The 24633-nt window shown below is 38.7% G+C and carries 25 protein-coding genes, 1 tRNA gene and 1 other RNA gene; 3 read left to right on the top strand and 24 right to left on the bottom strand.

Features of this window, described 5'->3' with window-relative positions; all coding sequences use genetic code 11:
- Window positions 1–141 precede the first annotated feature (141 nt).
- From JFU01_RS02105 to pyrF, 3 genes are all read right to left on the bottom strand, one after another.
- On the bottom strand, window positions 142–1353 hold the full coding sequence (locus JFU01_RS02105; RefSeq protein ID WP_070558114.1) for an MFS transporter: 1212 nt from the start codon (window positions 1351–1353) through the stop codon (window positions 142–144).
- A 69-nt stretch (window positions 1354–1422) separates the two neighbouring features.
- Window positions 1423–2058: an orotate phosphoribosyltransferase gene (gene pyrE / locus JFU01_RS02110; protein ID WP_195855659.1), complete on the bottom strand. Its 636-nt coding sequence runs from the start codon at window positions 2056–2058 to the stop codon at window positions 1423–1425.
- On the bottom strand, window positions 2059–2754 hold the full coding sequence (gene pyrF, locus JFU01_RS02115) for an orotidine-5'-phosphate decarboxylase (protein WP_060778107.1): 696 nt from the start codon (window positions 2752–2754) through the stop codon (window positions 2059–2061). It lies immediately after the preceding gene.
- Between the two features lie 624 nt (window positions 2755–3378).
- Here pyrF and JFU01_RS02120 point away from each other — a divergent pair.
- Entirely contained in the window at window positions 3379–3951 is a 573-nt protein-coding gene (locus tag JFU01_RS02120; protein ID WP_195855660.1) for a DUF4352 domain-containing protein, read from the top strand.
- Between the two features lie 107 nt (window positions 3952–4058).
- Here the strand turns inward: JFU01_RS02120 and ssrA are convergent.
- Together ssrA and JFU01_RS02130 are read right to left on the bottom strand one after the other, a co-directional pair.
- Window positions 4059–4420: a transfer-messenger RNA gene (gene ssrA / locus JFU01_RS02125) on the bottom strand.
- 130 nt (window positions 4421–4550) lie between these two features.
- Window positions 4551–5270: a histidine phosphatase family protein gene (locus JFU01_RS02130; protein ID WP_060778105.1), complete on the bottom strand. Its 720-nt coding sequence runs from the start codon at window positions 5268–5270 to the stop codon at window positions 4551–4553.
- Between the two features lie 171 nt (window positions 5271–5441).
- Between JFU01_RS02130 and JFU01_RS02135 the strand changes: the two genes are divergently transcribed.
- Window positions 5442–6233, top strand: a complete 792-nt coding sequence (locus JFU01_RS02135; RefSeq protein WP_195855661.1) for a helix-turn-helix transcriptional regulator — start codon at window positions 5442–5444, stop codon at window positions 6231–6233.
- 276 nt (window positions 6234–6509) lie between these two features.
- Here the strand turns inward: JFU01_RS02135 and smpB are convergent, their stop codons facing one another.
- The 15 genes from smpB to clpP all read right to left on the bottom strand — a co-directional run bounded on the left by smpB (window position 6510) and on the right by clpP (window position 21394).
- Complete coding sequence (gene smpB, locus JFU01_RS02140) at window positions 6510–6974, bottom strand: SsrA-binding protein SmpB (RefSeq protein ID WP_195855662.1); 465 nt, start codon at window positions 6972–6974, stop codon at window positions 6510–6512.
- 21 nt (window positions 6975–6995) lie between these two features.
- Entirely contained in the window at window positions 6996–9320 is a 2325-nt protein-coding gene (rnr, locus tag JFU01_RS02145) for a ribonuclease R (RefSeq protein ID WP_198434175.1), read from the bottom strand.
- Window positions 9321–9327: 7 nt separating this feature from the next.
- Complete coding sequence (locus JFU01_RS02150; RefSeq protein ID WP_195855664.1) at window positions 9328–10077, bottom strand: alpha/beta hydrolase; 750 nt, start codon at window positions 10075–10077, stop codon at window positions 9328–9330.
- A 74-nt stretch (window positions 10078–10151) separates the two neighbouring features.
- On the bottom strand, window positions 10152–10382 hold the full coding sequence (gene secG / locus JFU01_RS02155) for a preprotein translocase subunit SecG (RefSeq protein ID WP_013669309.1): 231 nt from the start codon (window positions 10380–10382) through the stop codon (window positions 10152–10154).
- Between the two features lie 102 nt (window positions 10383–10484).
- Window positions 10485–11669 (bottom strand): 3-phosphoglycerate dehydrogenase family protein, encoded by a 1185-nt coding sequence (locus JFU01_RS02160; protein WP_195855665.1) that lies wholly within the window; start codon window positions 11667–11669, stop codon window positions 10485–10487.
- A complete protein-coding gene (gene serC, locus JFU01_RS02165; RefSeq protein ID WP_195855666.1) occupies window positions 11656–12747 on the bottom strand; it encodes a 3-phosphoserine/phosphohydroxythreonine transaminase in 1092 nt (363 codons plus the stop codon). Before serC ends, JFU01_RS02160 begins: the two co-directional genes overlap by 14 nt.
- A gap of 117 nt (window positions 12748–12864) precedes the next feature.
- Window positions 12865–13494 (bottom strand): TIGR01906 family membrane protein, encoded by a 630-nt coding sequence (locus JFU01_RS02170; protein WP_195855667.1) that lies wholly within the window; start codon window positions 13492–13494, stop codon window positions 12865–12867.
- The gene (locus JFU01_RS02175; RefSeq protein WP_195855668.1) at window positions 13467–14291 is read right to left on the bottom strand and encodes an HAD-IIA family hydrolase; all 825 of its coding nucleotides are present in this window, start codon (window positions 14289–14291) and stop codon (window positions 13467–13469) included. Before JFU01_RS02175 ends, JFU01_RS02170 begins: the two co-directional genes overlap by 28 nt.
- Window positions 14291–14893, bottom strand: coding sequence for a YutD family protein (locus JFU01_RS02180; protein WP_195855669.1), 603 nt, complete (start codon window positions 14891–14893; stop codon window positions 14291–14293). Before JFU01_RS02180 ends, JFU01_RS02175 begins: the two co-directional genes overlap by 1 nt.
- 167 nt (window positions 14894–15060) lie before the next feature.
- Window positions 15061–16359 (bottom strand): phosphopyruvate hydratase, encoded by a 1299-nt coding sequence (gene eno / locus JFU01_RS02185; RefSeq protein ID WP_064293521.1) that lies wholly within the window; start codon window positions 16357–16359, stop codon window positions 15061–15063.
- Between the two features lie 48 nt (window positions 16360–16407).
- A complete protein-coding gene (gene tpiA, locus JFU01_RS08865; protein ID WP_195855670.1) occupies window positions 16408–17163 on the bottom strand; it encodes a triose-phosphate isomerase in 756 nt (251 codons plus the stop codon).
- 15 nt (window positions 17164–17178) lie between these two features.
- On the bottom strand, window positions 17179–18375 hold the full coding sequence (locus JFU01_RS08870; RefSeq protein WP_013668894.1) for a phosphoglycerate kinase: 1197 nt from the start codon (window positions 18373–18375) through the stop codon (window positions 17179–17181).
- Window positions 18376–18473: 98 nt separating this feature from the next.
- Entirely contained in the window at window positions 18474–19472 is a 999-nt protein-coding gene (gene gap / locus JFU01_RS02195) for a type I glyceraldehyde-3-phosphate dehydrogenase (RefSeq protein ID WP_064293523.1), read from the bottom strand.
- Between the two features lie 36 nt (window positions 19473–19508).
- Window positions 19509–20549 carry a sugar-binding transcriptional regulator gene (locus JFU01_RS02200; protein ID WP_195855671.1) on the bottom strand — a complete coding sequence of 347 codons (1041 nt, stop codon included), beginning with the start codon at window positions 20547–20549 and terminating at the stop codon, window positions 19509–19511.
- Window positions 20550–20791: 242 nt separating this feature from the next.
- Window positions 20792–21394: an ATP-dependent Clp endopeptidase proteolytic subunit ClpP gene (gene clpP / locus JFU01_RS02205; RefSeq protein ID WP_013669776.1), complete on the bottom strand. Its 603-nt coding sequence runs from the start codon at window positions 21392–21394 to the stop codon at window positions 20792–20794.
- Window positions 21395–21664: 270 nt separating this feature from the next.
- On the opposite strand from clpP, the gene JFU01_RS02210 reads away from it, so the two are divergent.
- Window positions 21665–21736 (top strand) — tRNA-Arg (locus JFU01_RS02210).
- An 858-nt stretch (window positions 21737–22594) separates the two neighbouring features.
- On the opposite strand, the gene JFU01_RS02215 is transcribed toward JFU01_RS02210, so the two are convergent.
- The 4 genes from JFU01_RS02215 to JFU01_RS02230 all read right to left on the bottom strand — a co-directional run bounded on the left by JFU01_RS02215 (window position 22595) and on the right by JFU01_RS02230 (window position 24369).
- Complete coding sequence (locus JFU01_RS02215) at window positions 22595–23269, bottom strand: hypothetical protein (RefSeq protein WP_195855672.1); 675 nt, start codon at window positions 23267–23269, stop codon at window positions 22595–22597.
- Window positions 23270–23279: 10 nt separating this feature from the next.
- Window positions 23280–23480 carry a hypothetical protein gene (locus JFU01_RS02220; protein ID WP_195855673.1) on the bottom strand — a complete coding sequence of 67 codons (201 nt, stop codon included), beginning with the start codon at window positions 23478–23480 and terminating at the stop codon, window positions 23280–23282.
- A 37-nt stretch (window positions 23481–23517) separates the two neighbouring features.
- On the bottom strand, window positions 23518–23922 hold the full coding sequence (locus tag JFU01_RS08985; RefSeq protein WP_195855705.1) for an ArpU family phage packaging/lysis transcriptional regulator: 405 nt from the start codon (window positions 23920–23922) through the stop codon (window positions 23518–23520).
- Window positions 23923–24123: 201 nt separating this feature from the next.
- Window positions 24124–24369, bottom strand: a complete 246-nt coding sequence (locus JFU01_RS02230; RefSeq protein WP_195855674.1) for a hypothetical protein — start codon at window positions 24367–24369, stop codon at window positions 24124–24126.
- Window positions 24370–24633: the final 264 nt, after the last annotated feature.

A 24633-nucleotide genomic window follows, 5' to 3' on the forward strand; every position in this document is an offset into this window, starting at 1 on the left:
TAAGAATTAGTGAAAAAACAAAAAAAGCTGTGAAAATCACAGCCTTTGTCTTAGCCACACCGATCTCAATACGGTTTGGTTATTTATCATTGACTTGGTAAGCCTCTAATAAGCTATAAGCTTTCTATGAATAACTCCTAATTATTGGGCATAAACCTTTTTAAAAGATTTTTGCTTGATCCCGGGAATGGTTAACATGACCACAAAAGAGAAGATATAAAGACATGATAGGAAGAGCATAACCATGGTCACATTACCATGTTCCATAATGATCCCAATAATCATTGAAGAAAATCCACCTACTGCTCGTCCAACGTTTAAGATTAAATTATTGGCCATACTTTGGACGGACTTAGGGTATAGGTAAGAAACCGTTGCTCCATATCCCGGGAACATCCCATTGACAAAGAATCCCATCATGGCTCCGCCAAATAGCATTCCAAGTGGTGAGGTAATTTGGCTAAACAAGTAGACACCAAACGCTGATGCAAGTAAGAAAGCACCAAACATTAGCCGAGGGCCAAATTGGTCAAATAGTCGGCCAAAGACAACCATCCCTAAGGACATGCCCACAATGGTACTAATCATCCATAATGAGGAGCCTTGCACACTGAGGCCGGCTTGTTCTTGCATAATGGTTGGCAACCAATTCATCATGCCAAAGTAGCCAGCAATTTGAACCGTACACATTAACATGAGGGCAATGGTTTGGTAACTGGTCCGCAAGTCTTTAAATAAAACAGCAAAATTAATTTTTTCACTTTTATCGAGAGCTGAATCATTTTTTACCGGATAAAATTCTTTTTCATCTTTAATAGCTACTTGCATGTATAATACAAGGAGTAAAGGAGCCAGGCCAAATAAGAACAATCCGCGCCAACCTAGGTGACTCAAGAATAATCCCGCTAGAGCAGCTGAAGTAATCGAGCCGACTTGGCCAGCTACCCCATTTAAAGCAGAAATCCGTCCCATTTTATGAACGGGGACAATTTGAGCCATGATTCCTAAAGCGATTCCGTACTCACCACCGACACCAATACCGGCAATGAAACGTAGGATATAAAGCATAGTGATCGAAGGCGCAAAAGCAATTGCTCCTGAGGCTAAAGAAAAGATAAGCAGGGTTATCTTTAAGATGTTTAGCTTATGGTAACGGTCACCCAGATATCCAAAAATTAATCCACCTAATAACATCCCCAAGTTAGTTATGGTAGCGATAGCTCCCGCTTGGGCACCTGATAGTGAAAACTCACTAATAATGCTTGCCATTGAAAAGGATAGAAACATTACGTTGAGGTCATCGGTACCTGAGGCAATGATACTTGAAATAACAGCTTTTTTCTTATTTTCCATTTTTACACTCCTTAAACAAATACTCACAGGTATTTATTATTTAACTCTTTTGACTGTTAGCAGTCACTTTTACTCATTGGAAGGCTGGTTCAGTTGACGGTGCCAATCCAAGATATTATCCATGTCTGCTTGGCTAAAGTCATGTTTTTCTTTGGCTACTTCTAATAAACTATGAAAATCGCTCAGTACGGCTAGAGGAATATCAGCAGCTTGGAAGTTTTTCTTGGCCCGATCCAACTCATAGGTGAAAATCGCAGCGACGCCGATCACTGAACACTCTTTAGCTACGGGTTGACAAGCTTCCAAGACGCTACCACCTGTTGAAATGAGGTCATCAATCAATACCACTTGGTCGTCAGCCTCTAGGTGACCTTCAATTTGCGATTGTCTCCCATGGTCTTTAGCCTTAGAGCGAACATACACCATAGGCAAGTCTAAAATTTCACTCACCCAAGCAGCATGAGGAATCCCGGCTGTCGCGGTCCCAGCAATACAGGTCACATTAGGATATTTTTCTTTGATCAAGTTAGCTAGGGCTTGAGCCACCAACTTACGGGCCTTGGGATAACTCATTAATTGACGATTATCACAGTAAATTGGGCTCTTAATCCCACTGGCCCAGGTAAACCAATCCTCATTACGGATAATCACGGCTTCATGATCTAATAATGCTTCGGCAACTTCGCGTTTAATATTTTGACTCATCTACTTACCCTCCCAATGTTCTTTCATTTCTTCATAGGCTCTCACTGGATCGTCAGCTTGAATAATCGGACGGCCCACTACAATGTAATCAGCACCGTTGGCACGGGCTTCTTCTGGACTAGCAATTCTTTCTTGGTCATCGTGAGCATTCTTATTCAAACGAATCCCTGGTGTTAAACTAAGTAATTGCCCTTTGGAAACTTCCTTAATCATTTTACTTTCTTGGACCGAAGAAACTAGGCCATCCACGCCACTGTCTAATGCTAAGCGGGTCAAATGTTCCACCGATTCAGCGACTGTACCAGGAATTTGTAATTGATTATTTAACATTTCTTGGTTCGTTGAGGTCAGCTGGGTGATTGCAAGAACTTTTGGTTGGTGTTTGCCTTCTTGAACCCCTTTAACCGCAGCTCGCATCATTTCTTTACCACCCATGGCATGAATCGTCACAAGTTCAATCGGTAATTGACTAAGCTGTAACATCGCTAGGTAAACCGTATTAGGAATATCATGGCACTTCAAATCAAGAAAGACTTCATGTCCCATATCACATAAACGCTCAATGATACTTGGTCCTGACATATAAAATTGCGACATACCTACCTTGACCCCGATTTGTCGGCCTTCAAATAATTTTAGAAAATCAAAGGTTTCTGCTTCTGTTTTAAAATCCAACGCCACATATAATGTTTCCATTTTTTCACCTCTTTAACGAAAAAAGACCTAGACAATTCTGTCTAGGCCTTTAAGTCATCATAATTAGCTATAAGTATGCACACTTATAGGTATTCTTATCATCACTTTTCGTGCCTCTCTGGACAGAATTAAAGTATAGAGTCTCGCTCTAAATCACAAGTATTGTAGCAAGGACACTCGCTGATGTCAACACAAAAAGTAAAAATATTTCATATGAAAGCAAAAAGTTAAAATTGCTTAGTTTCGTGCAAGTTTGAATAAATAAGCAATAAGCTTCAATACATATTTCCATTATTAACCTATATATCTATTGGCTAACTAATAAATCTAACCAGGAAATACTAGGCTAAATAATCTAGAAATAATTCATTCTAAGCTACTAGAGAGTAGCAGAAAAAACTATGTTGTTAAAACTTTATTCATTTATTATAATCATGTTATAGGTTCAATTTCTAATAATATTTATTAAATGGATATATAATTTACTATTTCGAAATTAAAAATATCAAATCTATATTCTGACTTTATTTTTTAGTATTGAAATTGAAGCAAAATCAATAAAAAGCGCTTCTCTCGGAGAGCGCTCAATTGATCAAAAACATTATACCATAGGAGGAGAAAAATATGGCCAAGAAATTGTATGACGAAAATGGGAATGAAGTGAAACGTGGTGGATGTTTGAAGTGGATTGGTATTGGAATAATTGCCCTCATCGCTCTTTTTATTATTGGATCGCTTTTTAGTGGTGGTAAAAAATCCGTAAACACTGAATCTAGTGAAAGCCAAACCAGCGAGAGCCAATCTTCAAATAAGAAAGAAAATAAAAAATTAGCAGTAGGTGATGCTGCTGAAATTGATGGCATAAAATTTAAAGTAAATAAGGTTGAATTTACTGATGAAAGAAATCAATTTGCAGAATCAAATCCTGAACGCGTCATTAAGATTAGCTATACTTTAGAAAATGGTCAAGATAAAGATTACGCTTTCGGTGCCGATACTCAGCTTTATGTAGATGGTAAGAAAGCTAAGACCTATCCTTTAAGCGGTTCTGATGGTGATATTGGTTTTGGTTCAGTATCAGCAGGTAGAACTGTTGATAGCACCGTTTATTACGGTGTAGACGGAAAAGATATTGAGTTAGAATGGCAACCATTATTTAGTGTTGGTAAAAAAGCAATTTGGAAACTAAGTGAATAATCCATTATTGGTGTTGATAAGAAATATATTTTCTTCATCAACACCTTTTTTATATACATATTGTAAAAGCAAAAAAGCGGCCGCTGACGACCGCTAATGCTTACTATTTATGGAGGTGAGGGGAGTCGAACCCCTGTCCAGACACCCCGCTAATACAGCTTTTACACTCATAGTTTATTGTTGATTAAGCGCACTAGAGGTCAATAAACAAACCTGCTAGCTTGCGTACCTGATTGTTCTCTTTCTATTGCTCCAGGCGGAAGCGCAAGACGTATCCCACTTCAATGAGACCTGTAACTAATACATGGGCGATACTAGGCAGATCTTAGCATGCTGCTAGGCAGCGAATGCTAAAGATTGACTTTCGTTTTTGTCAATTAAATTTAAGTTAACGTTTGTGACGGAGACGTAACCTCCGAAATGTAGCTGTACCCCGGTCTGATGCCTGTCGAATCCAAAAAACACCCCCAAAGGGATACTTTTCTAATATAACAAACATCTTACCGAAAAGTCAAGATTTACGCTTCATTCAAAACTTCGACTTCATTATTCTTATAGTTAACTTGATTCCCGTAATCTGTCAAAGGTCTTGCTGAGACTTATTCTTTTCTTTCCCGGTCCTTATTCACATCATCAATTTTTTCCTCTAAAGCAAAATGATCGGTTTGATTATAGGCTTCCAAATGGTAAAAACCATCTTGATACCTAACAATAGATACACTAGCATTATCTAAGGGTTCACCTAGAGAAAATTCTGGGATTAATTCATGGATCATATTGCGAATCGTCATGCCATGACTCACAATCAGAATATTTTGATCAGTTTCACGATGAGCTGTAATCACATCGATCAAGCCTAATTCAACCCGTAGCCAGAATGTCATAAAATCCTCGGCATCATGGGTAGGATCTAATTCATGGAAAGTATCCATTTCTACCTTCACGCGGTCATTTGTAGTTAACAAGTCCTGCTTTTCATTCTCGATATAGTCAGAGACTTTTCCCCAGATCCGTTCAACTTCTAGCCCTTCAAAGCTCCCAAAGAACTGTTCCCGAAAGGCTTTACGTTTATTAATTGGAAGGTTGGAACCAGCATGGTAATTATATTTTAAAATAATCTCCGCTGTGGCTACAGTCCGTTGCAAGTCACTGGTATAGACAGCCGAGAAATTAACATCACGTAAACCTATGGCGCTCCTTTGGGCATCGCGTTTACCCTTCTCTGTTAAAGGCGCATCCGCCCAACCTTGGATCCGATGATAGTGGTTAAGGTAGGTTTGGCCATGACGCATAAAATAAATTGTTACACCTTTACTCATTTCTTTCAACCTCGCATTCATACTGATAAACCTGAAACTATCATAACAAAAAATGCCCATTTTAGCGAAACATATCAAATTATAAAACGTTTACTAAGGCTTTTCTGATATAATTTATTTAGATATAAAAAGAGATTTCTATTCTTAAGTCTAGAAAGAGGAAGATTTCCTATGGAACGTGAACAACTCGTTAGAAACCGTCTTCTTCAACTTGAACTTCATTTTAAAAGTATACGCTACTTTGACCGCAGGAAGGATAAGCACTTAGAATCATCCCTCCTCTTTAGCGATCAAAGACCTAATGAATTAATCATTATTTACTGCAAAGAAGGCTTTCTAACTATAAATTCTGATGATAAAAATTATATTATGGATAATAACAGCTATTGTATTATTAACAACAGAGCCCATTTAAAAGCCCAAGATATCGATGCGGAAGCTTTAGAAAAATGGTATGAATTATCGATCATCAGTCTAGTCGGCCGTAATCAAAGTTTTAAACTATCGCATGAAAACATTGCTTGTTGTCAAGACACTCATAAAGGGATTGAGAATTATTTACAATTAATTGACTACGAAGATAAAAAAGGTGAGCTTGCAGAGGACGAAAAAGAAACCATCTTACAAATGCTGATCCAAATGTTATTTACTCGAATATATTTCCAGCAAAAAAATTTATTCGCTTTAAAAAGTGAATTTACCAATGAGGAAAAAATTCACTGGCTGAAAAAGTATATTGATAATTATTATACCAAGGATATTAGTTTGGACCATCTCAGTAATTTAATCAGTATGAATAAATACTATATGATTCGTCTATTTTCAGAAGCCTTTTCCGCGTCTCCGATCGATTATTTAATTAAAGTAAGAATAGATAAAACCAAGCAGCTCCTGAAGGCCACCAATTTTAGTATCAGTCATGTCGGTAAGTTAGTAGGCTTTGGCTCAGCTTCATACTTCTAAAAAATGTTTAAAAGACTAAACGGCATCTCACCGAGTCAATATCGGAAAGAACATAGCCAAGATAATAAAGAAAACAATTAATCACTCACAGCAGCCAAATAACTGATTTTCTATATCTTGTTTCTTCTGACCTAACGCCCCTTTTAAATGATTAAAAGGACTACGACCTGTTGTAAGCCTCAAAAGTTTGACATTTAGTCCAACCTTTGGGGCACTCTTACAGGTCATAGTCCTTTTTATGAATCCATGTTCTTTTATTACATAGCCAATAGGCTTTTAATATTTTTCTTTCATTGCCCGTTTAATGTCACGCTTCATATCTTTTTCTTTTAAGGCTTGGCGCTTATCGTATTTTTTCTTCCCTTTACCAATGCCGATAAGTAATTTAGCAAAGCGTCTTTTAATATACATCCGTAGTGGGATAATCGCATAACCTTCTTGGCTAACATGCTTAGCTAGGCGATTGATTTCACGTTTCTTTAATAATAATTTTCTTTGCCGCATAGGATCCGGGTTAAAACGGTTGCCTTGTTCAAAGGGACTCACATGCATCCCATAGACCCATACCTGACCATTTTCTACCCGGGCAAAGGAATCCTTTAAGTTTACCTTTCCCTTACGAATCGATTTAATTTCTGTTCCAGTTAAGACAAGACCAGCTTCAATAGTATCTTCAATGATATAATCATGATTCGCTTTGCGATTTGTCGCTACCACATTGTCTTGCTTCTTCTTTGTCACACAGTTTCTCCCCTTTTGTTATCATTTAGCCTTTCGAATAACAAAATTCTTCTTGTTTTTCTGCTTCTTATGCTTTTTCTTATGTTTATTCTTTTTAGCTTTTTTAGAATGCTTCTTGTGTCCTTGAATATTTTTCCCTTTATGATCGGTTTTCTTAGGCTGGGAATTAGTTTTCTTAGTCTTTTTCTCTGGGTTGATAATCTCAAAATCAATCTGTCTAGAGTCTGTATCTGCCTTGACCAATTTCACCCGCACTGGGTCTCCTATGCGATAAATATTCCCCGTATGCTCCCCGACTAAGATCATATGTTTATCCACATAGTTATAATAATCATCATCCAAGTTAGAGATATGAACCAATCCTTCAACCGTATTAGCGAGTTGAACGAAGATACCGAACTTGGTCACTGAAGAAATAATACCATCAAATTCTTCCCCAACTTTGTCAACCATAAATTCAGTTTTCTTAAGGCTCTCGGTTTCTCTTTCGGCATCCACGCTACGCCGTTCTGTTTTTGAAGCTTGGTCGGCAGTAACTTCAATGCTTTGACTGAGCTCATCCTTCTTGGCAGGATTAGGTTTGTGGGTGAGATAATAACGGATGAGGCGATGGGCTAAGAGGTCAGGATAACGACGAATTGGTGAAGTAAAATGGGTATAGTCCTTGGCAGCTAGGCCGTAGTGACCAATTGGCTGGAGGTCATACTTAGCCTGTTGCATACTCCGTAAAGCCATGACTTGGACAACGGGAGCATAACTTTCACCAGCTGCTTCTTCCAGGGTATTTTGCAAATCTTTAGGACTTACTTTGCCGTCTGTTTTCTTCACATGAACCCCTAAGGTTTGAGCAAATTCAATAAAGGTCTTCATCCGCTCATCATCAGGCGATTCGTGGATACGATAAATGAAAGGCAGGTGGCGCTTAGTAAATTCATGGGCCACGGTTTCATTAGCAGCTAGCATAAAAGATTCAATCATCCGTTCAGCTGTTCCACGTTCCCTAACCACAATATCAAGGGGATGGCCTTCTTTATCAACAATGATTTCAGCTTCAGGCGTATCAAAATCAATCGCCCCTCTGTGATGGCGTTTATCGCTTAAAGACTGGTGGAGTGCAGCCATGTCATTAAGCATAGGTAAAAGTTCAGCGTATTTTTCACTTAATTGTTTATCTTTACCCTCTAATAATTTATTAACGTCATCATAAACCATCCGATAGTCCGATTGGATGATGCTTGGCCCAATATGATAATTTATAGCCTTGGCTGATTTAGGATCAATTTCCATTAGGCACGACATGGTTAAACGGTCCTGGTTAGCCTGTAAGGAACAAATTCCGTTGGATAAACGTTGAGGTAGCATAGGAACCACGCGATCAGTTAAATATACGCTGGTCCCACGTTCCCAGGCTTCCTTATCAATAGCGCTTCCTGCAGTAACATAATAGGAAACATCGGCAATATGAACACCTAATTCCAGATGGCCATTGTCAAGTTTTCTTAAGGAAATCGCATCGTCCAAGTCTTTAGCATCAGCCCCATCGATGGTAATCGTAAGTAAGGAACGATAATCATCACGTTTTTGAGCCTCCCCTGGGTCAATTTGCTCAGGGACTTCCTCCGCTTCATCAAGAACCTCCTCAGAAAATTCATGAGGAATATCAAACATATTTAAGATAGCGAGAATATCGACCCCAGGAGCATCCTTATGACCAATGGTTTGGATGACACGACCAGTCATTTGTAAGGGCTGGTCGAGGGAAGGATATTCTGCAATTTCTGCGATGACAATTTCACCCTCCACTGGGTGTAGTCCATCACTCAAGACAAAGCAAGTAATCATTTCTTCGCCTTTATTTTGAATCCTTATCCCACCAATATAACCGGATTCGGCTTTTAGCTTGTCATTATAAGGAACAAATTCACCGGTCACTCGACTCAAAGCTCTTTCTAGTACCTCTGTAATCGTGCCTTCATCTTTTTGTTCTCCCCGGTTACGTTTAGTCAATTGAACCGCCACTTGGTCGCCATTCATTGCACCACCAGTTTCACCACGGGGGATAAAAATATCGTCATCAAATCCCTCAATGGAAACAAAACCAAAGCCTTTTTGATTTAAAGAAAAACTTCCCTGATAACGTTTGTCTGATTTTTTAGAAACTAAGCCCCCGTTATCAAGAATTTCGATGTCACCATTTCTCTGTAACTGGGCAACTAATTTTATAAATTCAGGATAGTCATCACTGCTATTACAATTAAACCTCTGACTCCATTCTTGTATCGTTAAGGGGGTCGCTTCTTTTTTTACTGCAGCGACCAATTGCTGACTGACTTGGTCTATATTCATATATGTTTTACACCACCTGGTTGAGAAATTCGATTAGTGCTTGTTCAAATGCTTGATGGGCTTTGCCAACGGTAATCACATGGCCACTATCTTCAAAATGGGCTAAGGTCACCTGAGCATTAGGCATAGCTTCTTTCAACAGACGACCACTATTATCACCGACAAGTTCATCTTGACCGGCTTCGGCGATGAAGTAAGGTTTAGTGATTGTCCCTAGTTGGCTATGCATGGAATTGTTAAAACGATTGATCTTCTCTAGGGAAAGAGATAGGTCCGCTTCAATGTCCTTTAATTCCGCTTCCAGAGCCTCTCCACTAGAGCCTTCCTTTTCTTTGACATTTCTAGCCATGGCCATAAAAGCCTTTCCTACATTCGTTTCTTCAATATTTGTAGTCATAATAGGCGTACAAAAAGAGCCAGCTGCTATAAATTGACTCTCTTCTTCAATAAATAACTTGGTGGCAATAGAACCACCCAAAGACAAACCAAAGACCGCTAGCTTGTCATAGCCTTGGCTTTTGATAAAGGCTAAAGCTTGGCGAGCATCCTCGATCCAATCACTTGGATCTGCTGCTAAAATATCTTCTACGCGTCCAGTGCCATGACCGGTTAAATTATGACAATAGACAGTATAGCCTTCACGATTCAAAGCCCGCCCTGTCATTCTTACATCAGCTGTGGTTCCTGTATAAGCATGAAATAAGAGGACAGCTACTTCATTATCGCCGGTAAAATAAAATGATTCTTGCTTTTGCATAGTGGTCCCTGATCTTTCTAAGATTGACATTTTTCTATAAAAAAAGCTGGGATAAGCCCAGCACTTTCCTAAAACTAGGAAGATAATTTTGCTAACACGACAGCAATTATCATAAAGGCAAATCCTAGAACGCTAATAATGCGATCCATAGCCGCGTCAAAACCGCGGGCCTTTTTTCCATTCATTCCTTGGTCCATTGCACCTGTGATATTGGCACTGGAACTTGTTTTGGCTGGGGAAATAATCACTGCTAATATCAATAAAATACTAATTACAATTATTGAAATAAGTAATATATTTTTCAAAAGTTTCCCTCGTCTCTTCTACTAGGTTTCTTAGCAATAGTAACATAATAATCATAGGGACTCAAGGAAAAAACCATTTCGTCTCAGCAGGACAGCTAGTCATTATTTATTATGAGGATTTTGGATCATACGAATCTTTTTAATCCCTTTAACGCTTCTAACATCTTCCATAAAGGTATTGACCTTGCTTAAAAGATCATCCCCACTCACATCGACTAAGGTGTAAGCATAATTTCCTCGACTCTTATTGATAATTTTTTCGATGTTAATATCTTCATCTGCTAGGTAACGAGATATCCCAGCCACCATATTAGGAATGTTTTCATTAATAATGGACAGACGTAATGGCGCATTGAAGGTCATTTCCACATTGGGGAAGTTGACAGAATTCTTGATTTCGCCACTTTCCAGGTAATGATTTACTTCTTGGGACACCATCAAGGCACACTTTTCTTCAGATTGTTCGGTGCTTGCTCCTAAGTGAGGTGTCATAATAAAGTCCTCCCTACCTGCCAATTCTTCAAAATAGAAATCACTAGCAAAGTATTTCACCATGCCATTTTCTAAGAAGGTAAGCATGGCTTGGGGATCAACTGTTTCTTGACGTGAATAGTTAAGAATAATCGCTCCCGTTTTAACCAGAGAGAGGTTTTCAAAGCCAATTAAATGGTGGGTTTCTTCGGTATAGGGGGTATGGATGGTGATGTAGTCGGATTGTTGGAAAATATCTTTCACATCATCACAATAAGACACTTTTTGGTTAATTTGCCAAGCATTTTTCACTGAAATATAGTTATCATAGCCAATGACATCCATACCTAGTTCAATTCCCGCATTAGCGACCCGAGCGCCGACATTACCTAGGCCAATAACTCCTAAGGTCTTGCCCATTAGCTCTTGACCACGGAACATCTTCTTTCCAGCTTCAACTTGCTTGTGGACATCTTCCCCATCTAGGCGGTTGATCCAATGTTCTGCTTGAAAGACATTGCGAGAGAGATTAATCATCATAGCAATAACCAGTTCCTTAACCGAGTTGGCGTTGGCCCCCGGTGCATTAAAGACAACAATCCCCTTTTCACTACATTCATCAACAGGAATATTATTTACCCCCACGCCTGAGCGCCCGATTGCTTTTAGTTGAGACGAAAAGTTGTAGTTATGAATATCGCTACTGCGTAAAATAAGAGCGTCCGGCTCTTGGTCATTATTAATTAAGTAGCCCTGTTTACGTAAATAATTAAGCCCGGTTTCAGCGATATTGTCTAAAGTATTAATTTTTTTCATGTTTAACCTCACTTTCAAAATCCTTCATGAATTGGACCAAGGTATCCACACCCGCTTCAGGGAAGGCATTATAGATGCTTGCGCGCATCCCACCTACAGAACGATGACCTTTCAAATTAATAAACCCCTTCTCCTTGGCTGCTTGGATAAATTTTTGGTCGATGTCAGCATCTTGGCTGGTAAAAGGAATATTCATGAGTGAGCGATCTGATGGATCAACCGGGTTAACAAAGATTTCTGATTGATCAATGGCTTGGTAGAGTTTAGCGGCTTTTCTTTGATTGATTTGGTCAATAGCGGCTAAGCCCCCCTGGTTTTTAATCCATTCCAGAACTAAACGCATCACATAAATAGAGAAGGTTGGTGGGGTGTTGTATAAGGAATGCTTGCTGGCATGGGTTTTATAATCTAAATAAGTCGGAATTACTTGACCATTATCCTCTAATAAATCATCACGGATAATCACTACACTGACACCAGCTGGTCCAACATTCTTTTGCGCCCCCGCATAAATCAAAGCAAATTGAGAAACATCCACGGGGTGGCTAAGGAAGTCCGATGACATATCAGCGACTAAGACTGAGCTTTTAGCATCAGGATAATTTCGGTATTGAGTTCCTTCAATGGTATTATTACTGGTGATATGAATGTAGTCATAGTCACTGGAATTAAAATCGGTTAAGACGGGTAATTTTTGGTATTGATCGTCTTTAGAAGAGGCTAGAATAGTAGCCTTACCGGTTAATTTTTTAGCTTCTTTATAGGCCTTCTCACCCCAGCTACCACCAATAAGGTAAGCCGCTTTACCGTTTTTTAATAAGTTTAATGGAAGTGCTGAAAATTGCAAGGTTGCACCACCTTGCATAAATAACACTTGATAATTGGAAGGGACAGCTAATAATTCGCGAATTAAAGCTTCTGCTCCTTCAATGATCTCTTGAAAAGAGTCAGATCGGTGACTCATTTCCAAAACGGATAAGCCTTGACCATGATAATCAACTAAGTTCTCCTGAACATTTTCTAATACTTCTAAGGGTAAAGTTGCCGGTCCGGCAGAGAAATTCCACACACGAGTCATTTTCAACACGCCTTCCTATATAAACTCTATGATTGTTTCAAGATTTTTCTTACCAATAAGTATAGCAAAGACCAGAAAAAAAGCCTATTTAATATTTAAACAAAAATAAAAACCAGCCTACTTTTCGAGACTAGTTTTTCCTAGACGATAAAAATAATAAAAAGCCCCCTCAACCAGAACCACCACCAAAATAAAACAAGCCAAAAAGAAAGTCTCTGGCAAGATTTCAATCACTGGGTCAAGCTTAGGATCAAAGAGCCAAGCATCATTATTGAATAAAACTTGGTGAAATAGAACAAAAACCTGGTCAAAAAACAAGAGAAAGAGTGGTATTAATAGAAAAGGTAAGACCATTAGCCCCTTCATGGGTCGATATAAATAGAAGTAAGCCTGGTTATTTTTTAATTTTTTTAGGAAGTTTAGGGATAATAGACCACTGGTTAATAATAAGATATATAGGATTTGAAATAGCCTCTTTACTTCATAAAAATGAAAGATTCCTTTTGAACTCATCGGAAAATGCTGTAAGGACAAATGTTCAATCCACGGAAAATTGAGATAGGCAATAATACGATGGTAGTCCTGGAAAATCTCCAACCATGATAAATCAACGACTTGATTGACCTTTTCAAGATATGCACTCAGATAATAGAGTGGGGTAAACCAAATCGTGAAGGTAATCGCTCCACACAATATAAAAAGCACCAGGCTGCTAAGTCCTAGGTAAAATCGGATATTTCTTGCCATAATTTTCCTAATTCCTCATAATCTTTAACGATATAGTCAGGTTGACCCGAAAAATGCTCCAAGTCTTCTTTATGATGGACACCGGTCTCAATTAATATCGCCGGCATATCCATACGATTTGCCGCTAAGATATCAGTGGTTAAGTTATCACCCAGCATGGCCACTTCATTGGCTTGGAGACCTAGTTTAGCTAAGGCACCGGACATAATCAACTTTTCTGGTTTGCCACAAACCAGCGGACGCGTCCGACTTACCTCACTGATCATGCGACCCAATGAGCCAGCACCGGGCACAAATCCTCGTTCATCTGGAAATTGTATATCCGGGTTAGTTAAGTAAAAATCCGCCCCTCTTTGGACTGCAATAGCTGCTTGAGCGATCTGGTCATAAAAAACACTTTGATTCAAGCCTACGACTACTAGGTCAATCTGCTGATCAATATTTGTTCTTACCTCAAAACCTAAGTCACTGACACTCTTTTTAAGAATTTCACTACCAATAATATAAGCGGCCTGTTGGTGATCGACCTGGTGGTAAGCGCCTTTCAGGGCATAAACTAAGGCGTCCACACTACTATAAACCCTTTCTGGATCAACCAAGATTTGATGTTCCTTTTCTAGGAAAGCTTGGACTTCTTGGTGGGACCTCATGGAATTATTGGTTAAAAATAAAAAGGGCGTTTGACTAGTAATGAGTTTTTCAATAAATGCTTTAGCTCCCTTAATAGAACTTTTCCCACGATAAACCGTTCCATCCAAATCAATCAATAAGCCTTTTATCTTCTTAGCTTTTGTCATCACTTTTTCCTTATTTTAAACGTTTTTTTATCAGTTACTTTAACAGCATTGGCTTTACGACTGGAATTCTTCTTTTTTACCGAGAAGCGCTTACCCACTGTCTTCGTTTGTTTTTTAGAAGCTTTTTTATGATTATTTCCTTGGTTATTATGACGACTATTCCTTCTCTTCTTGCGCTTAGAATTTTGATTATTCCGTTTACTCTTCAATTGGCGGTTACGTTCATTAATTTCTTCTTCGCTACGCAAGTGCTTTAAAACAAAATAATCGCAACCAAAACTACAATATTCATACAAATAATCATCTAAAAAAGAAATTTGCTGGTCAATACCGGTGTGGGGTAATTTATCTTCATAAAAGCCCTTCAAACGCAATTGTTGGAAACTCCAATCGCCCACCACATAGTCATAGCTATCCAAAATATCCATATAGCGGTTAGCTAACTCCTGCTTATCGATGCCCGCTTCAGCATCCTTAACCACTTGAAAAGCTTGGCCATTGATTAAATAGCGATCATCAGCCTGTTGGATGACATCAGCAAAAATATAATTGTCGCTCTTACGTTGTTCTATCCAAGCTTGGCGGTCTTGTGTTTGAGACATTTAATCCCTCCTTGTTCCCTGGAATCATTAATTTCTATCTTAGCACACTTTATTTAACACGAAAAGCCTCTTAGTTTTCAAGAAGGCCGTCCCCATTAGAGTAAAAATAAAAAGGTGGGAGCGACCCACCTTATTAATTAAAAACGTTTTTAAATTTACTTATTGGATTATTTGCTTAAGTTGTAGAATGCATGGATTCCTTGGTATTCAGCAGTTTCACCAAGTTGGTCTTCAATACGTAGTAATTGGTTATATTTAGCCATCCGGTCTGTACGTGATAAGGAACCAGTCTTAATTTGACCAGCGTTGGTTGCTACAGCAATATCAGCGATGGTTGCATCTTCAGTTTCACCAGAACGGTGGGAAACAACGGCGGTGTAGTTAGCACGTTTAGCCATTTCGATGGCGTTGAAGGTTTCAGTTAAGGTACCAATTTGGTTAACCTTAATTAAGATTGAGTTTGCAATGCCTTCTTCAATACCACGTTTCAAGTAGTCGGTATTAGTTACATAGAGGTCATCACCAACTAATTGTACTTTATCACCGATACGTTCGGTTAATAATTTGAAACCTTCCCAGTCATTTTCATCCATACCATCTTCAACAGAGATGATTGGGTATTTGTTAACTAATTCTTCGATGTATTCAACTTGTTCAGCAGCAGAGCGAACAGCAGCGCCTTCACCTTCGAATTTGGTGTAGTCATATTTTCCATCAATGTAGAATTCAGAAGAAGCACAGTCTAAAGCGATAAAGATATCTTCACCAGCTTTACGTCCAGCAGCTTCGATCGCGTCAATAATGGTTTGTAAAGCGTCTTCAGTACCTTCAAAGCGAGGAGCAAAACCACCTTCGTCACCAACGGAAGTTTCTAAACCGCGGCCTTTAAGAATGCCTTTCAAAGCGTGGAAAGTTTCAGCACCCCAACGTAGAGCTTCTCTAAATGAAGGAGCCCCTGCAGGCACAATCATAAATTCTTGGAAGGCAATTGGTGCGTCTGAGTGAGAACCACCGTTAACTATATTCATCATTGGAGTAGGTAAAACATGGGCATTGAATCCACCTAAGTAGTTATACAATGGCACGTCTAATTCATCAGCAGCAGCATGAGCAGCAGCAAGAGAAACACCTAAGATAGCATTAGCCCCTAATTTACCTTTGTTCTTGGTACCGTCTAAAGCGATCATTGCTTCATCAATACCTACTTGGTCAGTAACTTCCATACCAACAATAGCTTCAGCAATCACTGTATTAACATTTTCAACAGCTTTTAGGACACCCTTACCTTCATAACGGTCTTTGTCGCCATCACGAAGTTCAACCGCTTCATGTTCACCGGTAGAAGCACCAGAAGGCACTAAGCCACGGCCGAATGCACCTAATTCGGTATATAATTCTACTTCAACGGTTGGGTTACCACGGGAGTCCAAAATTTCACGGGCATGGATGTTAGTAATTAATGACATAGATTTTATCTCCTTTTATCTAATTAATTTTATAATCTATTTGATGAATTATTCTGCAGCATTAACTAAAGCAAGAAAATCGTCGACTTGAAGACTAGCTCCCCCTACTAGGGCGCCATCAATATTTTCTTGGGCTAAAATATCTTTTACATTAGCAGGTTTCACTGAACCACCGTAGAGGACACGAACAGCGTCACTAGCTTCTTGACCTGCAACTTCAAAAACAACGTCACGGATGTGGCCACAAATTTCTTCAGCATCTTCTGGAGAAGCTGTTTTACCGGTACCAATTGCCCAGATAGGTTCATAAGCAATGACACTCTTAGCAATTTCTTCTTGGCTAAGTTCTTTTAAGGCTGCCTTGATTTGTCCAGTGATCCATTCTTTGGCAATGCCTTCTTCACGTTGCTCTAAGGTTTCACCGCAACAAATAATTGGAGCCATACCATTGTCAAAGATTGCTTTAGCTTTCTTAGCAACATCTTCATCGCTTTCGTTAAATAATTCCCGACGTTCAGAGTGGCCGATAACCACGTAGCTGGCTCCTAAATCAGCTAAAGCTAAAGGTGAAATTTCTCCAGTGAAAGCCCCACTATTTTCATAGTAGCAGTTTTGAGCACCAACTTTAATGTTAGTGCCTTGACTTTCAGAGAGTAAGCTTTGAACGTATAGAGCTGGTGGGCAAACCAAAACTTCAGCCTTTTCACTACCACTTAATTTAGCTTTCAAGTCTTCAATAAAAGCTTTTGCTTCACTAGCGGTTTTATTTAATTTCCAGTTTCCGGCAATTAAAACTTGTCTCACTTTGTTCATCCTTCCTTATTTTTCACTTAACGCTTCAACACCTGGTAGAGGATTACCTTCTAAGAATTGTAAAGAAGCTCCCCCACCGGTAGAAATGTGTGAGAATTTTTCTGCAAAGCCTGAATTCTTAGCAGCTGATGCAGAATCTCCACCACCAACAATAGTAATGGCATCGTCAAGGTCAGCAACCGCTTTACATACAGCATTGGTACCAACGGCAAATTTTTCCATTTCAAAGACGCCCATTGGTCCATTCCATACAACCGTCTTGGCATCTTCTAATTGTTTAGCGAATAATTCATTGGTCTTAGGACCGGAATCCAATCCTTCCCAACCTTCAGGAATGGCATCAGCAGCCACTACTTGCGTATTAGCGTCATTTGAAAAGTCATCGGCAACGACAACATCTACTGGCAGGTAAAGTTTGTCACCAGCTTTTTCCATGATTTCTTTGGCTAATGAAACACGGTCTTCTTCTAACAAGGAGTTACCCACTTCATAACCCTTTGCTTTTAAGAAGGTATAAGCCATACCCCCACCAATAAGCACTTTGTCGGCCTTATTAAGTAAGGATTCGATCACGGCAATTTTATCGGAAACTTTAGCCCCACCTAAGATAGCAACAAAAGGTCGCTTAGGATTATTGACTGCATCACCTAAGAAGTTTAATTCCTTTTCCATCAAGAAGCCAGCTACCGCATGGTCAACATTAGCAGAAATACCAACATTAGATGCATGGGCACGGTGAGCGGTCCCAAAGGCATCGTTAACAAAAATACCGTCGCCTAATGAAGCCCAGTATTTACCTAATTCAGGATCGTTACCGGATTCTTTCTTGCCATCAACATCTTCAAAACGGGTATTTTCAAAGAGTAAAACTTCCCCGTCATTTAATTGGTCAATGGCTTCTTCTAACTCTTGTCCCCGAGTAGCAGGAACAAAGACTACTTTTTGCCCTAAGAGTTCTTCTAAGTGTTTAGCGACTGGAGCAAGGGACTTGTCTTTTTTGTCTTCTTCACTTTTCACTTTGCCTAAGTGAGAAAATAAGATCAATTTCCCGCCTTGCTCAATCACATACTTAATCGTTGGTAGGGCTTGGACCATACGATTATCATCGGTAATTTCGCCATCCTTCATAGGGACATTGAAGTCTACCCGCATTAAAATCTTTTTACCTTGGACATTAACATCTTTTACTGTTTCTTTTGCCATATTCATTTCTCCTTTTTCTATCACTTAGAAAAAAGGCAGGGAGCGTCTGACTCCCCGCCTTTACATGGATAGACGCTTTTATTAAACGTTAGCGTTTATTATAACTTAGCGAAGTATTCTAAGGTACGTACTAATTGTGAAGTATATGACATTTCGTTGTCATACCATGCAGCAGTCTTCACTAATTGCTTACCGTCAACGTCCATAACTTTAGTTAAGGTTGCGTCGAATAAGGAACCATAAGTCATACCTACAATATCTGAAGAAACGATTTCATCTTCGTTGTAACCGAAGGATTCATTTGAAGCAGCCTTCATAGCAGCGTTAACTTCTTCAACGGTAACATTCTTTTCAAGAACGGTGAAGAATTCAGTAATAGAACCAGATTTAACAGGTACACGTTGTGCGGAACCATCTAATTTACCATTTAATTCTGGTAAAACTTGTCCAACAGCTTTTGCAGCACCGGTAGTGTTAGGAATAATGTTTTCTGCAGCGGCACGTGCACGACGGAAGTCTCCCTTACGGTGTGGAGCATCCAAGGTGTTTTGGTCCCCTGTATAAGCATGGATAGTAGACATTAAACCTTCAACAATACCAAAGCTCTTGTTTAAAGCATCTGCTAAAGGTGCTAAACAGTTAGTGGTACATGAAGCACCAGAAATAACAGTTTCATCCCCTGTTAAGATTTCGTGGTTGGTGTTGTAAACGATAGTTGGAATATCTGCTCCACCTGGTGCAGTAATAACAACTTTCTTAGCTCCACCTTTTAAGTGTAGTTCAGCTTTTTCTTTTGATGCAAAGAAACCAGTAGCTTCAAGAACAACTTCTACACCTAAGTCACCCCAAGGAATTTCAGCTGGGTCTGGATGAGACATAACTTTAACTTCTTTACCGTTTACTTTGAAGGCGTCATCTAAAACTTCAATTTCACCATTGAAACGGCCATGAGTGGTGTCATATTTCAATAAGTGAGCTAACATTTTTGAGTCAGTTAAATCATTGATTGCAACTACTTCTAAACCTTCAACATCTTGGATACGACGGAAAGCTAAACGTCCGATACGTCCAAAACCATTAATACCTACTTTTACCATATTAATAATTTTCCTCCTTCGGAAATAAAAATATTTTTAATGAGTTTCCTCATTTAAAACCTGATTACTTACCCCTAAATCTGTCACTAAGACAAAATTAAAGGGTGCGAGTTTTGCAAAAGCTTGAATGGCTTTTGCTTTAGCACGTCCGCCAGCAATTAGAATGGGATATTGAATATCCTTTATTTGATCTAATTGTAAACCAATACGGGGCATTTGATAAACTATTTCCCCCTCTTTGGTGTAAAAACACCCGAATGCTTCACCAATAGCTCCTTTAGCAAGGATTTTATCAATCAATTCTGATGAAAATCCCCGTCTTTGGGCCATGATTCTAGCATCGCCAACACTAAATAATAAAGCATCAGTCCGCTTTAAAATATTTAATGTTGCTTGAATGGAGGGCTCTTTTACCAATAAGTCTCTCGTTTCTTCAGTAAGAACATCAGGAACGTAGAGAGAATTAGTGGTCCCGTTTAAGCGGTGTGCGAGTTGGTCACTAATTGTATTTGCCTGAATCGCCACCGAATCGCCCATGCCACCACGGGCAGGAACAATCGTAAAATGCCGATTCTTAGTTAAAACTTTACGGTTTAAGCTCTTAGCAACCTCGAGGATTGTCGAGCCGCCTGAAACAGCCACCGTAATGTATCCTTCTGGCAAAGTATTGGCTAAATAGTTAGATAGGAAAACCCCTATTTGCGCCAAGGTACTATTTTCTTCATCAAGATTACTCTCAATAATATGTACCTCATCGATTCCTAGTTGCTTTTCTAAGAGTTGTTCCTTAGCAAATAAACTAGAATCTTCATGGAGCATTTCACGAGCAAAAGCTAAAGCTTCCTCACCCTTAGCGGTGATAACCATTCCATTTCTGGTGGAATCTAGTAACCCTTCTTTTTTAAGAATATTCGTTTCACGCCGGAGTGGTCGCTCAGTCATGTCTAACTTCTTTGCCAAAATTTGGCGACCAATAGGTTGAAAGCGTAAGACCATTTGTAAAATTTGCATCCTTTTTTTAAAGAGGTCTTCCAATTCAGGAACCACTTTAAGGATTCTACTGTAAACGGCTTTCATGACATTCAACTTTCTATTGCATGGACTTTTATTGTCCGTCATGCCTATTTTTGACCAACATAGTGCAAAAAAATTTGAGCAGTTCTATCTGCTATTCATTTTTCTACACTAGTAGTATAACAAGAATATCATGCAGCCGCAAGCATTTTGCAGTGAAAATCCAAATTTTATAAAAACCGAGTGTACTTACTTAAGCTACACTCGGTAATCATTCTGTATATATCTTGTAAGGCTTTAAGATACTATTCTTGACCTTTTAGTCCTTGGTTAGAAGCCATGATTTCATCAATGATGCCATAGTCTTTAGCTTCTTTGGCAGTCATCCAGTAATCACGGTCCATATCTTTTTCTACTTTGTCGATATCTTGGCCAGAACGTTCAGCAATAATTTCTTTTAAGGTTTGCTTGGTTTGTAAGATATGACGGGCTGAGATTTCAATTTCAGTGGCTTGACCTTGAACGCCACCTAAAGGTTGGTGAATAAGCACTTCAGAATGCGGTAAGGCATAGCGTTTCCCTTTTGTGCCGCCAATTAATAGGATTGAGCCCATAGAAGCTGCTAAACCAGTAACTATGGTGACAACATCGGCATTAACAAATTGCATGGTGTCATAAATTGCCATCCCGGCAGTCACTGATCCCCCTGGACTATTAATGTAAATATAGATATCTTTATCGTTATCTTGAGCATCTAAGAAAAGTAATTGGGCAATAACACTGTTTGCCATATCATCATTCACTTCTCCACTGAGCATAATAATACGGTCTTTCAGTAAGCGTGAATAAATATCATAAGCACGTTCGCCACGAGGTGATTGTTCAATCACTGTAGGTACTAAATTCATTTAATTTCCTCCTTTTTCAACTTCCTAATCATTATAACCTTAATAGTCAATATAGGTCAATAGATAAACTTATCGCTCTATTACTGAGAAAATTGATGATAATTTGACATTAGTGCCTTTCAGACAGTATTAGGCTAGATTTTTTACTAGCCTTTATCTGATTTTGCAAGTGAGGCTATTATAGTAAGAAATCATCGATAACAGCAATACTTTTTTCGAAAAAGCTCTTAACAAAACTATGCTATTTGTGCTATAATACATTTATTGCTTGCACCCATAGTGTAATGGATATCACGTAAGATTCCGGTTCTTGAGATGGGGGTTCGATTCCCTCTGGGTGCGTATTTTAATTTTAAGGCTTTCAAATACACCTTAGAAACGTTGATTTAAAAGCATTTACAACTTAATTGTTAATATTAGTTAAGCTCTAATTTTGCTTCTCATGGGGCAAAATATGGGGCAAGATCTTTCTACCCCCATAGCTGAGTTAGTAAATTCAAAATTAGTATTATTTAGTAATTGCCCCGTGTGGGCTTTTTTTATTGTCAAGATATTTAACAGGTTTTAACAGGTTTATTAATATCGCTACCTATGGAAAACCCTAGGGTTCTTATGGTGAGTAAATTTGTCAGACCTTTTCAGGATATTCTTTGAATTATGTAGGTTTTTGTAGGTTTTCTTTTTTAGGAGCGCCGGAAAATCTCAGGGTCTTATAGTGAATTAATATGTCAGGTTTTGTCAGGTTGTTTTAAAAATGCAAGGTTTTATAGGGTCTCCTTTTTTAGGGGCGCCGAAAGTGCCGATTTTGCCTTTTTAAGGTGGATTGTTTGTTTTATATGCTCCTCCCCTTTTTATAGTGTCTGAAATGTCCGATTTTTTCTTTTTTAGGTCTCAGCTATCTCAGATTTTTAAGGACGAAAGAAATGAAATATAAATTTAACGGGGTAATTTGGGAGTAGTTTTTATTAGTTGATAAAAAAGGTTATGAAATGTTAGTACTTTTCATCACTACCACAAGCTCATAATTGCCCTGTGTAGCGTTGTTTGATTTCGTGATGGATTCCATCGCTAATACATTCAAACCGTGATAAGGTTTCTATTTTCGCTCCTGCCTTGCCAAATCCTTGCCATTGTCTTTCAGGACAATAAAAAAGGTGAACCATCACTGATTCACCTAGATTAATGTTGTTATTTTCTTCTTTAGTTTAGTCTAGCAGTGTTGTCTGGTATTACCGTTTCACGTTCATTAACTTGTGGCTCATCAAGCTTGGCCATGCGGTTTAGCAACATTCCATTCCTAATATTCGCAATCCTAGAGCCCTCAGGCGTTTCGCTGGTATTACCGTACAAATCATCGTCAAAAGTGGTGGAAATGTTCTCTAAATCACTATAGAACGGATTCTTTACCTCGTATTTACCATTAGCATTAAGAACGTCCATCACGGCTGAATTATAGTCATATTTTTCAGCAAGATAATTTAATGTGTTTTCGCTCTTGTCCATCATTAATACCGTTTGCAAATAACTAAGATCAATTGGCGTTAGATCATAAAGCCCTTTTTCTTCAAAGCCGGTTTCTTTGAATTTTTGTTTACCCTTTTTGAATAACTCAATGTTTTCACGTCTTAGACTGAGGTAGATTCTGCGTTGCTCCTTAAGAAATTTCTCAGTCGCTTCACGCTCTTCTTCATAAGCTTCCTGTTTACCTTTATCGGAATACCGTGTACTAGTCCCTATCTCCTCAACTTTTTGATTATACTGATTCAAGGCTTCTAGCCCTTTAGTATTAACTTCGTCCATTTTATCTATATTCCGCTTGTAAGTGAATTCTTCACTAGGTTGAAGACTTGTAAGAATTTCTTTTTGTAAATCCATAATATCCCCCTTAATCCCAATTTGATTTTATTTTACGAAAACGTTCATCTCGTTCATTTTGGATTCTGGCAAACTCATTAATACTGTTGTTAAGGTGCGTTTCAGTAAAGTGTTTTTGATACTCTTTTTCCGCCTTGTCTTTGTCATACTCTTTCACATAGTCTACTTCTTCTTGGTTTTCAGTTTGATTGTTTTGTTGTTCTAAATTCATTTTAATTTTCCTTTCTTACTTCTTGTAAATATTTACCTTAAACAAAGCATAGTAGCTCCCCAGCCTTGTAAGCCTCAGCAAATTGAAGCTTTGCCCTGCGTAACTTCTTATAATATCCGCTCTTGGATATGCTGAGTGATGAATAAATATCAAAATCTATTCGCTTACTAAAATACTTGGCTTTTAATAGTTCCCGATATTCTGGTTCAACTAATTCAATAGCATTATCAATTTCATTTATAATCTCCCTCCCTCGTTCCCTGCGATCGATTATCTTACCCATGCCACCATCACTAGATGACTGAGTTTTCTTCTCGGGGGAATAACGGTAATTAGCTGTTAAATGGCCGTCATACAAGCTCATGCGCTTCAAGCGGTCATAGTTGTCTAACAGGTCATTTACCTTGCTAATGGTCTTATTTTCATCGACTTCCGGAAATATGTTTACCCCTCCCCTTGTGCTATAATAAAGCTAGCTAATTCAGTGGGGGTTAACACTCACGGGCATGATTTCAGTCATGTCCTTTTTTATTGCCTACATATAGGGGGAGGGATCTATATAACGGTAGTGTTTATGTAATTGACCCCTCCCACCGGTTCGCTCTGTGGGTTAATCCAATAAACTTTTCCCCGGGGGCTTGCTTCACAAAATGCCAAGCTCTTCCATAAGGTCAAAGGCGTCTTGTGGCATACCTGCCATATAGGTGACTTCCTCAAGCTCTTCAATGGCAAATTCATCATTCAAATACCCGATTACCGCTAATACTAACGTCAGCATGGTTATTTCTTGCCCTGCCATCACTTTAGCAATAGATGGCCTAGGGTAAAGCTGAATAATTTTATTGGTACGTTCTTCAATGTACTGACTTACTAGGTCTGTATCGATCATATTTTATCCCTCTTTATATATTTATAATTTTAAATAGATATCTGTCCCCTTTGTTGTCCCATCTCTTTTTAGGGAAAAGCAGGCCAAAAACTCTTGATATCAAAGGCTTTTCGGGTTACTTCTAAAAGTGTCCCACTTCTAGGGTTCACTCTCTTATATATTTTTACTTCTATATATTTTTTTACTTTTTATTACTAAATAAGTGGGACAAGCGGAACATATATATTAGATTATTGATATAACGCTGATCTTAGCGTTCCACTT

The organism is Aerococcus sp. Group 2 (assembly GCF_905125285.1).
In the GTDB taxonomy this organism is placed as follows: domain Bacteria; phylum Bacillota; class Bacilli; order Lactobacillales; family Aerococcaceae; genus Aerococcus; species Aerococcus urinae_E.